A 13,700-nucleotide genomic window follows, 5' to 3' on the forward strand; every position below is an offset into this window, starting at 1 on the left:
TGAGTCAGACTCAGAGCTCGACCACGTCGAATTTCACATCCGGATTCACATCCGCATCGTAATCGACCTCGTCCAGACCAAAACCGAACAGGCGCAGGAACTCCTGCTTGTAACCGGTGTAATCAGTCAATTCGGAGAGGTTTTCGCTGGTGATGGATGGCCACAGGTCGCGGCAGGTCTGCTGCACATCTTCACGCAGTTCCCAGTCATCCATGCGGATGCGAGCCTGCTCGTCCAGCGCCATGTCAGACGCGTAGAGACGGGTGCGCATCATGCGATCTACCTGCTCCATGCAGCCCTCGTGAATGCCCTTCTCCTTCATGATCTTGAAAGCCATGGAGATATAGAGCGGCATCACCGGAATGGCGGAAGAGGCCTGGGTCACCACGGATTTCAGCACGGCTACGTGAGCGGTACCGCCCTTGGCAGCCAGATCGCCACGGATGGCGGCAGCGGCGCGGTCCAGATCTTCCTTGGCGCGGCCCAAGGTGCCGTGCCAGTAGATTGGCCAGGTCAGATCGGTGCCGATGTAGGAGTAGGCCACCGACTTGGCGCCGTCGGCCAGCACGCCTGCATCACGCAGGGCAGCCATCCACAGCTCCCAATCCTGACCGCCCATCACTGTGATGGTGTTCTGGATCTCTTCCTCGTTCGCCGGCTCGACGGTAGCGGTGATGATCTGATCCTTGTTGGTATCGATGGCGGTGGTGGTATAGACCTCGCCGATCGGTTTGAGGGCTGAGCGCACCACTTCGCCGGTTTCCGGCATCTTCCGCACCGGAGAGGCCAGGGAGTAGACCACCAGATCGATTTGACCCAGATCCTGCTTGATCAGCTCGATCACCTTGGCGCGGCACTCGTTGGAGAAGGCATCGCCGTTGACGCTCTTGGCGTAGAGGCCCGCCTCTTTGGCTGCCTTGTCGAAAGCGGCAGAGTTGTACCAGCCAGCGGTACCGGTCTTGGACTCGGTGCCCGCTTTTTCAAAGAAGACGCCGAGGGTGGCGGCGCCGCTACCGAAGGCAGCCGCAATCCGGGAGGCCAGGCCATAACCGGTGGAAGCGCCGATCACCAGCACCTTCTTGGGGCCATTCTCGATGGTGCCCTTAGCCTTGGTGTAAGCAATCTGGCGACGAACATTGGCTTCACAACCGACCGGATGAGTGGTGGTGCAGATAAAGCCGCGAACCTTGGGTTTGATGATCATATGGGGTCTCGGATCCGTTTAATGGATGAAATCGGGGCATAAGATACCTCATCTTGCCGCGATAAGGTGCTCTGATGTGTTGAACTGCGGCAAAAATGGGCATCCGAAGGTGGCCATCATGGTCCATGCCATGGTGCCACCTCACGGCAACTAGCAGGCAATGCGGGTAATGTGGCCATCCTGCAGCTTATAGAAGGCATCTTGCGGCAACTCCTGTGACCAGGTCGCCTCATAGCCGAGATCGGCATAGACGCCGCGCAACATGGCACCGAGCAGACCGTGGGAGATAACGATGGCACGCTCGGCGATCGCGGGATCCTGCAACCACAGGTGCGCCCGGCGCTGAATACTCTCGAAGCTCTCGGCCCCCGGTGCCTGCAGATACCAGTCCCCCTTGCCGATATCGAGCTCGGGATGAGCGAGCCGCAGCACCGGGATCTGGCAGCTCTCCCACTCTCCCATCCCCAGCTCCATCAACCGATCGTCCCAGATGATGCGATCAGCTGACAGTCCCAACTGCTCGCACACCAGCTGCGCAGTCTGACGAGCACGGCCGAGCGGGCTAGCATAGACGGTCCAGCGGGCAGGATCCGCCAGTTCGCCAGCAAGGCGCCGCCCCATGGCGATGGCTTGCGCCTCACCCTTGTCGGTCAGATCGGAGTTGTAACGCCCCTGCAGACGCTGCTCAGCATTGAAGCGGGTCTGGCCATGGCGCAGCAGATAGATGAGTCGAGACATGATTTCTCCAGCACGTTCAGAGAGATAGAAAAATAAAGGGGGAAAATGATAGCAGATGAGCCCGAAGGATGGCCCGAACAGAGAGGCTAAAGCGGGCGTAAAAAACGGGTCAAGACTGACCCGTTTGCTGCCAATTTGGCCAGAGTGTGTCGGCTCAGCCCTTCTTGATCTCCCGCAGATAGCGGTAGATGGAGTGGACCGAAATGCCGAGCTGGCGCGCCGCAATCTGGGCGCTGTCTTTTAACTCGAAGATCCCCATGTCGTGCAGCTGGTTGACGATAACCCGGGTCTTCTGGGACGGGGGCACCGCCTCGTTGCCTCGCACCTCGGCACTGACGGTGTCGATGGTGCTGTTGAGCGCTTCGTCGATGTTGCGGGCGAACACCTCCGGGGTGGCATGGCTCTCGTGGGGGTGCATGCACTCCGGCATCATGGTGCGCAGCACGGATTGCAGCGGGGCATCCATGTCGCTGTTGATACAGAGCAACCCGATGGCCCTGTGCTCCCCGTTGCGGATCACGGTAGTAATGGAGCGCAGCGTCTTGCCGGTGGCACACTTGGTCATGTAGGGGCTGGAGATATCCTGCCCGCTCTTGAGCTTCATCATCGCCAGGTTGGTGATGGGGGCGCCGACACTGCGGCCGGTGATATGGCCGTTGGCAATCTTGACGATCGAGGGATTGCGCGCATCCAGACTGTGGAGCAGCACTTCGGTGTGCTGACCATACATGGCGGCGATGCCGTCCACAATGTTCTCCATCGACTTGAGGATCTCAAAATCGCTCGGACTCAACTCTTGCAGCTTCACAATGGGACCTTCTTGCAAGGGTTGCTGCCGGACAATAGACGCCGGGCAGCAACCGACAGGGACATCAGGCGGACATGATATCAATAATGGTGCTGTCTGTGGCAGACATGCCCTCCTTCACCATCTGACCCACGTTACGGATGGTCTGATCCACGTCACCGGCGACGATCCCCTGCCCCGACACCGAGTGGCTGTTGAGGGCCATCAGGAAGCCGCGCACCGCCGCACCGGAGGAGGTACTCACCTTCATGGCGCAGGAGGCTTTCGCCCCGTCACATACCATACCGGCACTGTCGCTCAGCACGTTCTGGATGGCGAAGCAGGATTGCTCGAAGCTGCCGCCCGCCAAATAAACCATGGCCATGGAGGCGGCCGCGCTGGTCACGGTATTGCCACAGAAGGCCGACAGCGGCGGATAGTGGGACTTGATATAGATGGCGCCCAGATGGCTCATGATGAGGGCGCGAGCCAGCTGCTCTTCGCTGGCCGCAAAGCGCTCGGCAATCACCATCACCGGAATGGTGGCGGCAATGCCCTGGTTGCCGCTGCCAAAGTTGCTCATGGCTGGCAGGGTCGCCCCCCCCATGCGGGCATCAGAGGCAGCCGCCGTCATCATCACGATGCGGTTCATCACATCCTCACCGATAAGACCGGCATTGATGTTCTGCTGCATGGTGCGGCCGATCTCGAGGCCATAGGGGTTGTTCATCCCCTCGGCAGAAAGCTTGCCGTTAAGCTCGGAGGCTTTGAGGATGAACCTGATCTGCTCGAACTCCACCTGGGTGGCGAACTCGTAGATGGCGGCGATGCTGATATCGACGCCATCGCAGATGGAACCGGTGGCGCCGCCCTGGCTCTGATCGGCGGTGAAGGTCACCTCGCCATCGCGGCGCTGCTCGACGATGCGGGTATGACCGCCGCAGAGGGTCACTTCGGCGCTGTGTTCTTCACCCTTGTCATCAGAGCCATAAACGGTCACGCGGCAGAAGATAAACTCGGGGGCGGCGGTGCGGCTCACCTGCACCTTGCCGGCATCGATCAGCTGCTGGGCACGCTCCACCTGTGCTGGCTGGATCGCGGCCAGCACTTCCAGCCCGGCGTCGGCGTTACCGCCGATGGCACCGGCCGCGGCCGCAATGGCCAGACCGATCTTGCCGGTGCCCGGCACATAGACACCCATCGAGTTTTTATAGAGATTGTCCGACACCGCAACCTCAAGGCGACCGGGCTCACACCCCAGTTGCCGAGCGGCGACAGCCGCGGCATAAGCGGCGGCGATTGGCTCGGTACAACCCAGCGCTGGTTTGACAACCTGTTGAATAATCTGCAGATACTGCTGCCACGCTTGTTTCATCACTTGAACCTTTTTATCAGCATTAACGAGCGATATGGGCGATCGCTTCCACTTCAACCTTGACGCCCATCGGCAGATCCTTCACTGCGAAGCAGCTGCGCGCCGGACAATCTTTCTGGAAATAGGCTTTATAGACCTCGTTGAACGCGGCAAAATCGCTGATCTCGGCGAGGTAGCAGGTGGTTTTGAGCACGGTATCCAGCGAGCCGCCTGCGGCTTCCAGCACGGACTTCAGGTTTTCCAGTGACTGGCGGGTCTGGGCGGCAATCCCCCCTTCCACCACACCACCCTGCTGCTTGCAGACCGGCAACTGACCGGAGGTAAAGATAAGGTCGCCATAGGCAGTGCCGTGGCTGTAGGGACCGATAGCGTCAGGTGCCGCTGCTGCTGTGATGATGCGTTTCATATAGCCACTCCTGTTTGTGCAATTTTTTTTGCAATCGTGAATCTCATTCCGTTCAACATTATTTGCTTTTTATTTTATCCATTCAACAAAAAGATACAAAAATGGCGTTTAAAGGCACCTTTCGGCCTCAATATAAACCGTGATCATCATCCTGATTTGAACAAAAGTACTCTTATGGGCATTGTTTATGACGGTTTCATTCAACTATATTTGCGCCGCTTTCCCACATCCCTACAAAAAAGAAGGTTTTAATGGACGCGCATAGCACTACACTAGCCAGCCCCGCGATGGGCACGCTGGAATGGAAAGAAGCGGTTCGCTTCGACAGCACCGACTGGGGCTGGATCATCATGAGCATCGGCATGGCCATCGGCGCGGGGATCGTCTTCCTGCCGGTACAGGTGGGGCTGATGGGCTTGTGGGTCTTTCTGCTCTCGGCAGTGATCGGTTACCCCGCCATGTACATGTTCCAACGCCTCTTTATCAACACCCTGGCCACCTCGCCGGAGTGCAAGGATTACCCCAGCGTCATCACCGGCTACCTTGGCAAGAACTGGGGTGTGCTGCTCGGCGCCCTCTACTTCGTGATGCTGGTGATCTGGGTCTTCGTCTACTCCACCGCCATCACCAATGACAGCGCCTCCTTCCTGCAGAGCTTCGGCGTTACCGACGGTCTGCTCTCCGAAAACCCGCTCTACGGTCTGGTGCTGATCTGCGGTCTGGTGGCACTGGCCTCGCGCGGCGAAAACCTGCTGTTCAAGATCTCCACCTTTATGGTGCTGACCAAGATCAGCGTGGTGGCCGTGCTCGGCCTGATGATGGTGGACAAGTGGGATGCATCCAACATCACCGCCATGCCCGCTGCCGGTGACTGGATGAAGGATGCCATCATCATGCTGCCCTTTACCCTCACCTCCATCCTCTTTATCCAGAGCCTGAGCCCCATGGTGATCTCCTACCGCTCGCGGGAAAAGTCGCTGGAAGTGGCCCGCTTCAAGGCGATGCGCGCCATGAATATCGCCTTCGGCATCCTGTTCGTAGTTGTGTTCTTCTACGCGGTCTCCTTTACCCTTGCCATGGGACACGATCAGGCGGTCAAAGCCTCTGAAGAGAACATCTCCGCACTGGCCATGGTGGCCCAGGGGATGCCCGGCCAGACTCTCAAGCTGCTCAGCCTCACCCTCAACATCTTCGCGGTGATGACCGCCTACTTCGGCGTTTACCTCGGTTTCCGTGAAGCCTGTCAGGGTCTGGCGATGAACCTGCTGCGCCGGGTGCTGCCGGAAAACCGCATCAACAAAGGATTGGTCGGCAAAGGGATCATGGTGTTTACCGTCATGCTCTCCTGGGGTGCCATCGTGCTCAACGCCCCGGTACTGAGCTTCACCTCTATCTGCAGCCCCATCTTCGGCATGGTGGGTTGTCTCATCCCGGCCTATCTGGTCTATCAGGTACCGGCGCTGCACAAGTACAAGGGCACCTCCCTCTACATAATCATCGTCACCGGCCTGCTCCTTTGTGTCTCGCCCTTCCTGGCGTTCAACTGATCGATTGCAAACGCCCTCCTTATCGACTTCGGGCCACCTTCGGGTGGCCCGTTTTTTATTGGCGCAACCCGCCTCTCTGTCGCTGCGGCTGCCAAGTCACCCCGCGGGGCAAAAAGCCAAGGGGATCACAACTTGCAAGCTGACCTCCCCCAAGGGGTCTGGTGCGGAGTAATATTCAGGCATCACCGCATGCACCCGTCTTATCGGTTATCGAGGCCTCATATGAAATGGATTTTCAACCCGGCCATCAAGCTGGGCAATCAGCTCTCCTTCAAATACAAATTCCTGCTCTGGTCCTGCCTGATGCTGCTGCCACTGGCCTACAGCATGACCAATCTGCTGGGGCGGCTGCAGGATGACAACGCGCAGGCCAACCGCGAGCTGGCGGGAGTGGTCAATCTAGCCCCTGTACCCGCTATCGAGCAAGCCCTGCTAACCCATCGAAACCTGGTGACCCGTCACGCCTATGAGGTGGATCCGGTCGGTGACGATCAGGTCAAGGCGGCCGCACAAACAGTTGATCAGAGCCTGCAAGCCTTTGCCGACACCCGCCAGAACACCCCCTCCTTTGAGGTGATCCAGCAGGGCTGGACTGCCCTGCAGAGTAAAGCGGGCAAGCTGGAGGTGGAGCAGAGCAACCTGCGCCACGACAAGCTGCTGACCGAAGTACGCCATCTCTACAAGCACATCACCGCCAGCAGCAGCCTGATCCAGGATCCGTCGCTCGGTACCTACTACATGGTAATCCTCGCCAGCGAACGGTTGCCGCAGCTGCGCGACTTGCTGGCCCAGGTGCGGGATCGCGCCGCCACCATCGCCGATTTCGGCCTGTTTCAGGCAGAGGGCTACAGCGGCCTGCGTTTTCGTCTCGACCTCATCAACGCCACCCTGCAGGAGCTGGAGGCCGATCTGACCCTGCTCTACCAGATCGAACCGGCATACCGCGCCGAGCTGGGTCAGCAAACTGATGCTCTGATACAGCTGGTGCGTCAGGGGGTCGAGACCATGGAAAACAAGATGATGAAGGATCAGCTGGTGCAGCTCTCCACCAAGGAGGTACAGGCACTGGGGGATAAGATGGACGAGGCTATCAGCGCGTTGGCAGGCCAGGTACGCCAGCGGCTGGAGGCCGACCTGCATCAGCGGCTGGCCGCCAACCAGCGCCACTTCTGGTGGGTCACCGCGCCGCTGACCGTCAGCTTGCTGCTCTACCTCTACCTGATGATCGGCGCCTATCTCTCCCTGCGCGAAACCGTAGGGCGGGTGCGTGATATTGCCGCCCGGGTCAACGCCCAAGATCTCAGCCAGCATATCGAGATCGTCGGTCAGGACGAACTGGCCGCCATCAGCCACGATTACAACGTGACGCTGGAGACCCTGCGCACCCTGATGCTGCGAGTGCGGGAAAATGGCGTCACCGTGGTGGAGAGCGCCACCGAGATCGAAGCGCGCACCTGCCGCTCACAGGAGGTGATTGCTGATCAGCAAGGAGAGACCCATCAGGTCGCCACCGCCATCAAGGAGCTGGCCGCCACCTCACAGGACATGGCGGGCAACGCCCTGCAAGCCGCCCGCATGACCCAGGAGGCGCAGAACGTGGTCGGTCAGGGCGAGGATGTGGTGGAGCGCACCATCAAGGCCATCGACCATATCAACCGCGAGGTGCTGCGCACCGCCGATACCATCGGCCAGCTGGAGCAGCAGTGCAGCCAGATTGGCGGCGTCATCAGCGTGATCCGCGGCATCGCCGAACAGACCAACCTGCTGGCCCTCAACGCGGCCATCGAAGCGGCCCGAGCCGGTGAGCAGGGTCGCGGCTTTGCGGTGGTGGCCGACGAGGTGCGCTCTCTTGCCAACCGCACCCAGGGGGCTACCGTCGAGATCCAGCAGATGATTGAACAACTGCAATCCGGCGCACGCGCCTCGGTCACCGCCATGTCGGCGGCCAGCCATGAAGCGCAGGAGGGGGTCGGGCTGGCGCAGGAGGCAAAACAGGCCTTCGGTGCCATCACCGAGAAGGTGGATCGGATGGTCGATACCAACGCCATCATCGCCAGCGCCATCGAGCAGCAGGGTGCGGTGGTAAACGAGATCGAACGCAACGTGGTGCGCATCTCGGATGGCAGCGACGAGGCGCTGCAAGTAGCCAACGCCGCCCGCGATGCAGCCCGCCAGATCCACCAGCTCACCGAACAGCTGCGCGCCATGGTACAGAGCTTCGTGCTCTGAGCCAGCGCCCGCCCCCACTCCATCGCCAGCCCCTACCGGGGCTGGTTTTTTGCAAATTCAGACGATCAGGCAGCATTGTTTTTCTTGGCGAAAAAAGTATCGACTAACCATTGTGCGATGAGGATAAAGCGGAGTAATCTTCAGCCACAACAAGATTCGAACGTTACCTTTTTGCCAGCCACAGGCCCGGGGATCAGTTCGACGCCCGATAGGCAGTTCGACAAGAGTTCGGCGAGAGGAAGCTCGCATCACGACACAACCGTTCAGGCGAGGTATCGCAAATGGCGAAGTACCAGTTTTTCTCTATCCCGGCCTCCAACCGGCAGCAGTACACTTTTATCGACATGGCCTCCCCCACCTTCCTGCCCGAGAAAGCGGTGCTGCTGACGCAGGGGTTCGAGGTGGAAGAGGATTTTATCGACGCAGCTAACCCGCGCGAGGCGGTGGAGAAGTATCGCTCCAACTTCCTCTATGTGGCCGATGAGATAGGCAAGTCCGATAGCACCTATGCCGCAGCCGTCGCCATGCTGGAGATTGGCAAGGGGCTATTAGGCAATAAAACCCGTCGAGATAAGGCACAGCGGTGAAGAGTCGTGGCCATCGTGGCAACGTGCCCGATGGCCATATGGCAAGACATCAATTCGGTGAGTCAGAAGCGCCCCAGCTGCTGGAGCATCTCGATTAGCTCCTCTTCGCTGCTCGGCTCATAGGCCAGCTGAAGGCTCGGCGCGGCGCCTCCCATCAGCATGTAGACATTGGTGCTGCAGTGGTCGTAGTGATACCACTTACCGTCGATACAGACGTCGGTATAGCATCTCGGGTCCCTTTTCAGTTCCATATGCACATCCTTTTGTTACATCCCATCAACATCACTCCTGACCGTAAAATAACCACCGAGGTTCACGCTTGATGCAGATCAATGGAAGCGGCTGAAAGGGGCAGATATCTGCCAGATCTGTGGCTTGCGGATGCCCCGAGCCATCATAGGTTATCCAAATGAAGATGGACCGAGCGCCCCGTCATATCGCCGGATGGCCCCCGGTAACAAAAACGGCGCCCGCAGGCACCGTTTTTTCATCTCCCCGCCAAAGCGAGGGGCAAGCCAAAAGGCTTATTCGTCTTCCAGATAGGCGTAGCCTTGCAGGCCCAGCTCCAGCTCGTCGAGCAGGGCTTTGCGAGTGGCATCGTCCAGCGCCGGGTGAGCGGCGATCCGCTGGTAGTTTTCGCGGATCACGGACGGGTCGATGTTGACGTAACGCAGCAGCTGATCGACAGTGTCGCCGCGCACCACGTTGCGAATGTCCATCTTGCCCTCTTCGTCCAGCCATACTTCCGCGCAGTGGGTATCACCGAACAGGTTGTGCAAATCCCCAAGGATCTCCTGATAGGCACCGACCAGGAAGAAGCCGACGTGGCACTCTTCGTTCTCGCCGTAGACCGGCATCGGCAGGGTGCTCTCGACCCCCAGACCGTCGACGTAGTGTTCGACCTGACCGTCGGAGTCACAGGTGATATCCATCAGGATGCCGCGACGGCTAAGCGGACGATCGAGACCAGCCAGCGGCATCACCGGGAATACCTGACCGATACCCCAGGCATCCGGCAGGGACTGGAACAGAGAGAAGTTGGCAAAGCACTTGTCCGCCAGCTTTTCACTCAGCTCGTCAGCCAGCGCACGGTGGTTGCGGTTGACCGGATTGAGCATCTCTTTGAGTGCCAGACAGGTGTTCTGGTGCAGCATCTCGGCCCAGGCACGCTGTTCAAGGTTCAAGAGGCCCATGGTGTACTGGGTATTCACGTCACCCAGATCAGCCACCGAGTCATGGAAGATCTCCAGCAGGGAGGGATCTTCACTACGCAGATCCAGCCAGCCTTTCCACATGTTTTGCAGAATGGTCGGTGCATCTTCGTCCGGCGCGCTGATGTCGTTCATCTCCACCCCTTCGGCACCAATGATATTGGTGACCAGCACGGCGTGGTGGGCGGTCAGGGCACGGCCAGACTCGCTGATGATGGTCGGGTGCGGCAGATCGAACTCGCGGCAGACATCGCCGATGCCCCATACCACGTTGTTGGCGTACTCGGAGAGGCTGTAGTTGGCGGAGCAGTGGCTCTGGGAACGGGTTCCCTCGTAGTCCACCCCCAGACCGCCACCGACGTCCACGACTTCGATGTTGGCACCGAGGCGACGCAGTTCAGCATAGAAACGGCCGCACTCGCGGATGCCGCCCTGAATGTCGCGGATATTGGCGATCTGGGAGCCCAGATGGAAGTGCAGCAGTTGCAGGCAATCCAGCTTGCCCAGCCCGCGCAGACGCTCGATCAGCGCCAGGATCTGGGAGGCGGAGAGACCAAATTTGGACATGGAGCCGCCGCTCGATTCCCACATGCCGGAGCCGGTGGAAGCGAGCTTGGCACGCACCCCGATGTTGGGCTTGATGTTGAGACGAGCTGACTCGTCCAGCACCATCTCCAGCTCGGAGGGCTTCTCCACCACGATGTAGACCTTGTGGCCCATCAGGTTGCCCAAGAGGGCGTGGCGGATATATTCGCGGTCTTTGTAACCGTTGCAGACGATCACCGAGCCTTGCTCATGGTGATGGGACAGCACGGCCAGCAGTTCCGGTTTGGAACCAGCTTCCAGGCCAAGCCGGGGCTTGTCGCTGTAGGACTGGCTGATGGTCTCGATGACACGACGCTGCTGGTTTACCTTGATCGGGTAAACGCAGAGGTAGTCCCCTTCATAGCCAGACTTTTCGATGGCCTGACCAAAGGCGTTGAACAGCGCATCGACCCGACTCTTGAGGATGTCAGGGAAGCGCAGCAACACGGGGGTGGTCAGCCCGGACTGACGCAACTGTTCGATGGCGTCAGAGAGCACAATATGCGCGTCAGGGCGTGATTTGTCGGGGGCGACGGTCACATGACCGGCGTCATTGATATTGAAAAAACCCGCACCCCAGTAGGGAACGTTGTAGACCTTCAAGGAGTCCTTGCTGGACCAGTTAGTCATGGGCTATGCCTCGCAAATGAGCGACCCAAAGTCGCCTTCGTTACCCTCAATCACATCCAGACCATCTAGTGCAGAGTACGGCGAGCGCTGCCATCACGAGACGCAGCCACCCAAACCAACCTTTTGCACATCGCGGCAAGCCAGAGGCTGCCTGGTGGATCTTGGGGAAGTAACGAGTCTTGATGTGGGGCTGGTGGCTTTACATCAAGCTCAACGGTATGCGGTGCCACTATGCCGTGGCGCCGCGGTACTTTGATGACAGACGACATCAGCCACGCCGTCAGTTCATCATTCGGCAGCGATCCCGACAGAAGGAGAGGGTTCCAAGGAAGAGAAGCGAAGGCGCCAGCACGCATGCGTGTTGATAGACGACAACAACCACAGCCCACCTCACCGTCAGTGACCGCCCATGACAAGGGAAGATGATGAGCCGGTGGCCCACTCGGTCAAATGAAGGATGAGAGTCTGTTGTTCTCCCTGATACCGGAGCCTAACCGGTATTAAAGAAACCATTCCCCAGCAGTGTCTGTCGTTTCTGCGTGCCTCGCCCTATAGGCGTATGATCGGTCGGGTTTCTGGCGGCTCTGCCTGCTTCAGGGTTACCCTTGGATCGGCGCGGAGTGTACACACTTACCGCGGGCAGTGACAATAAAAAATAGTGTTCAAAATCCCCTTTTAATAAGTCGATCAAATCTTGCTGGCGGGCAGGCGGGCTCTGGGATGGCGCAGGTTATGCGACAGCCCGATTCCCCCTTGAAAAGTGTGCGAAAACGCCATGATTGGGCTGACGCCTTGCTGTGCGGTCGCTGAGGGGAATTTGGCTGCCTCCGCCAGCGCCTAAATATTGCAATAAATGCCACATTTATGCGCATCCCCTCGCCGAAGTTGCCCCGCGCGCCGCACATTCGCCGCTCTTCCCTTGCGTCAAAAAATGGGAAAAACCTGCGCTGACGCAATGAGTGCCCCGCACGGATTGGCCACAATGACCGCTCACAATCGGTTAGAGGCTGACTAATGGATACCCTGCTTGAGCGTTTTCTGCGTTACGTAACTTTTCATACCCGCTCCGATGAGACCAATCCAGCCTGCCCCAGCAGCGAGGGACAACTGATCTTTGCCCGCGCCCTGCAAGAAGAGATGAAGGCGCTGGGGCTAACCCGGGTCACTCTGGATGAGCACGGCTACCTCACCGGCTGCCTGCCGGGCAACCAGCCGGACGCCCCCGCCATCGGCCTGATTGCCCACATGGACACCGCCGACTACGAGGCAGAGCACGTAGTACCGCAAATCATCGAGAACTATCAGGGCGGCGACATCTGCCTTGGCAAGGGTGACGAGGTGCTCGCCATCCGTGACTACCGCTTCCTGAAAAACTACCTGGGTCAGGATCTCATCACCACCGACGGCACCACCCTGCTTGGCGCCGATGACAAGGCGGGTATCGCCGAGATCCTCACCACCATCGACCACCTGCAGGCCCACCCCGAGATCCCACGTGGCGATATCTGGGTCGGCTTTACTCCGGATGAGGAGATCGGCCGCGGCGCCAACCTGTTCCCGCTGGAGAGATTCCCGGCCAAGTGGGCCTATACCGTGGATGGCGGCGAACTGGGCGAGCTGGAGTATGAAAACTTCAACGCCGCCAGCGCCACGGTGCGTTTTATCGGCAATAACGTCCACCCCGGCACCGCCAAGGGGAGCATGATCAACAGCCAAACCCTGGCCGCCCGCTTCCACGCTGCCATGCCGGCCGAAGAGACCCCGGAGTGTACCGACGGGTATGAGGGCTTCTTCCATCTGGCCCAGATGAGCGGCACCGTGGAGGAGAGCACCCTGCACTACATCATCCGTGACTTCGACGACGAACATTTCGCCGCACGCAAGGCCGAGATGCAGAGCCGGGTGGCCGCCCTGCAGGCCGAATATCCCAAGGCCCGCATCGAGCTGACCCTGACCGACAGCTATCGCAACATGCGCAGCCAGATCGAGCCGCACATGCATATCGTCGAGCTGGCCAAGGCCGCCATGGAGGCCGCCGACGTGGTGCCGAAAATCAAGCCCATTCGCGGCGGTACCGATGGCGCCCGCCTCTCCTTTATGGGCCTGCCCTGCCCCAACATCTTTACCGGTGGTCACAACTTCCACGGCAAGCACGAGTTCATCCCGCTGCAATCCATGGAGAAATCGGTCGCCACCCTGGTGGAGCTGGTGCGCCTCACCGCAGCCTGGCGCGGTTAATCGATTACCATGACAACCAAGGGGGGAGCCGGTTAACCGGCTCCTCCCTTGCTATCTGGCCATCCCCCCATCAGGAAAGGGAAACCGGGGGAGGGTCGCTCAGGAGCTACTGGCTGCCGCTGCCATCAAACTGTCATCCCGCTGACATGTCGCTGGAACAGTG

The 13,700-nt window shown here is 59.4% G+C and carries 11 protein-coding genes; 4 read left to right on the top strand and 7 right to left on the bottom strand.

What is annotated here, in order from left to right:
* Positions 1-10: 10 nt before the first annotated feature.
* The 5 genes from fabV to G5154_RS06090 form a co-directional block, all read right to left on the bottom strand.
* Entirely contained in the window at positions 11-1,204 is a 1,194-nt protein-coding gene (gene fabV, locus G5154_RS06070; protein WP_005353312.1) for an enoyl-ACP reductase FabV, read from the bottom strand.
* Between the two features lie 150 nt (positions 1,205-1,354).
* Positions 1,355-1,942, bottom strand: a complete 588-nt coding sequence (locus G5154_RS06075; protein ID WP_421250528.1) for a histidine phosphatase family protein — start codon at positions 1,940-1,942, stop codon at positions 1,355-1,357.
* A gap of 154 nt (positions 1,943-2,096) precedes the next feature.
* A complete protein-coding gene (locus G5154_RS06080; RefSeq protein WP_005334376.1) occupies positions 2,097-2,750 on the bottom strand; it encodes a helix-turn-helix transcriptional regulator in 654 nt (217 codons plus the stop codon).
* A gap of 64 nt (positions 2,751-2,814) precedes the next feature.
* Complete coding sequence (locus G5154_RS06085) at positions 2,815-4,104, bottom strand: serine dehydratase subunit alpha family protein (protein ID WP_201991871.1); 1,290 nt, start codon at positions 4,102-4,104, stop codon at positions 2,815-2,817.
* Positions 4,105-4,126: 22 nt separating this feature from the next.
* On the bottom strand, positions 4,127-4,510 hold the full coding sequence (locus G5154_RS06090; protein ID WP_005344164.1) for a Rid family detoxifying hydrolase: 384 nt from the start codon (positions 4,508-4,510) through the stop codon (positions 4,127-4,129).
* Positions 4,511-4,761: 251 nt separating this feature from the next.
* Here G5154_RS06090 and G5154_RS06095 point away from each other — a divergent pair, with 251 nt between their 5' ends.
* From G5154_RS06095 to G5154_RS06105, 3 genes are all read left to right on the top strand, one after another.
* Positions 4,762-6,057, top strand: coding sequence for an amino acid permease (locus G5154_RS06095; protein ID WP_159157265.1), 1,296 nt, complete (start codon positions 4,762-4,764; stop codon positions 6,055-6,057).
* A gap of 222 nt (positions 6,058-6,279) precedes the next feature.
* Positions 6,280-8,286, top strand: a complete 2,007-nt coding sequence (locus tag G5154_RS06100; protein ID WP_421250529.1) for a methyl-accepting chemotaxis protein — start codon at positions 6,280-6,282, stop codon at positions 8,284-8,286.
* A gap of 281 nt (positions 8,287-8,567) precedes the next feature.
* On the top strand, positions 8,568-8,873 hold the full coding sequence (locus G5154_RS06105; RefSeq protein ID WP_236768505.1) for a hypothetical protein: 306 nt from the start codon (positions 8,568-8,570) through the stop codon (positions 8,871-8,873).
* Between the two features lie 62 nt (positions 8,874-8,935).
* Here G5154_RS06105 and G5154_RS06110 read toward each other — a convergent pair whose 3' ends face one another.
* Together G5154_RS06110 and speA are read right to left on the bottom strand one after the other, a co-directional pair.
* Positions 8,936-9,124: a hypothetical protein gene (locus G5154_RS06110; protein ID WP_005334402.1), complete on the bottom strand. Its 189-nt coding sequence runs from the start codon at positions 9,122-9,124 to the stop codon at positions 8,936-8,938.
* Positions 9,125-9,397: 273 nt separating this feature from the next.
* Positions 9,398-11,299, bottom strand: a complete 1,902-nt coding sequence (speA, locus tag G5154_RS06115; RefSeq protein ID WP_005344160.1) for a biosynthetic arginine decarboxylase — start codon at positions 11,297-11,299, stop codon at positions 9,398-9,400.
* Positions 11,300-12,313: 1,014 nt separating this feature from the next.
* Between speA and pepT the strand changes: the two genes are divergently transcribed.
* A complete protein-coding gene (gene pepT, locus G5154_RS06120) occupies positions 12,314-13,537 on the top strand; it encodes a peptidase T (protein ID WP_216961791.1) in 1,224 nt (407 codons plus the stop codon).
* Positions 13,538-13,700: the final 163 nt, after the last annotated feature.

It is taken from the genome of Aeromonas sp. 600527, assembly GCF_049175415.1.
GTDB lineage: Bacteria > Pseudomonadota > Gammaproteobacteria > Enterobacterales > Aeromonadaceae > Aeromonas > Aeromonas veronii_A.

What these genes read in the sequence shown, in the direction of transcription:
- fabV (WP_005353312.1), bottom strand. Translation starts at nt 1,204, where the DNA reads ATGATCATCAAACCCAAGGTTCGCGGCTTTATCTGCACCACCACTCAT.
- G5154_RS06110 (WP_005334402.1), bottom strand. Translation starts at nt 9,124, where the DNA reads ATGGAACTGAAAAGGGACCCGAGATGCTATACCGACGTCTGTATCGAC.
- G5154_RS06095 (WP_159157265.1), top strand. Translation starts at nt 4,762, where the DNA reads ATGGACGCGCATAGCACTACACTAGCCAGCCCCGCGATGGGCACGCTG.
- G5154_RS06090 (WP_005344164.1), bottom strand. Translation starts at nt 4,510, where the DNA reads ATGAAACGCATCATCACAGCAGCAGCGGCACCTGACGCTATCGGTCCC.
- pepT (WP_216961791.1), top strand. Translation starts at nt 12,314, where the DNA reads ATGGATACCCTGCTTGAGCGTTTTCTGCGTTACGTAACTTTTCATACC.
- G5154_RS06085 (WP_201991871.1), bottom strand. Translation starts at nt 4,104, where the DNA reads ATGAAACAAGCGTGGCAGCAGTATCTGCAGATTATTCAACAGGTTGTC.
- G5154_RS06075 (WP_421250528.1), bottom strand. Translation starts at nt 1,942, where the DNA reads ATGTCTCGACTCATCTATCTGCTGCGCCATGGCCAGACCCGCTTCAAT.
- speA (WP_005344160.1), bottom strand. Translation starts at nt 11,299, where the DNA reads ATGACTAACTGGTCCAGCAAGGACTCCTTGAAGGTCTACAACGTTCCC.
- G5154_RS06105 (WP_236768505.1), top strand. Translation starts at nt 8,568, where the DNA reads ATGGCGAAGTACCAGTTTTTCTCTATCCCGGCCTCCAACCGGCAGCAG.
- G5154_RS06100 (WP_421250529.1), top strand. Translation starts at nt 6,280, where the DNA reads ATGAAATGGATTTTCAACCCGGCCATCAAGCTGGGCAATCAGCTCTCC.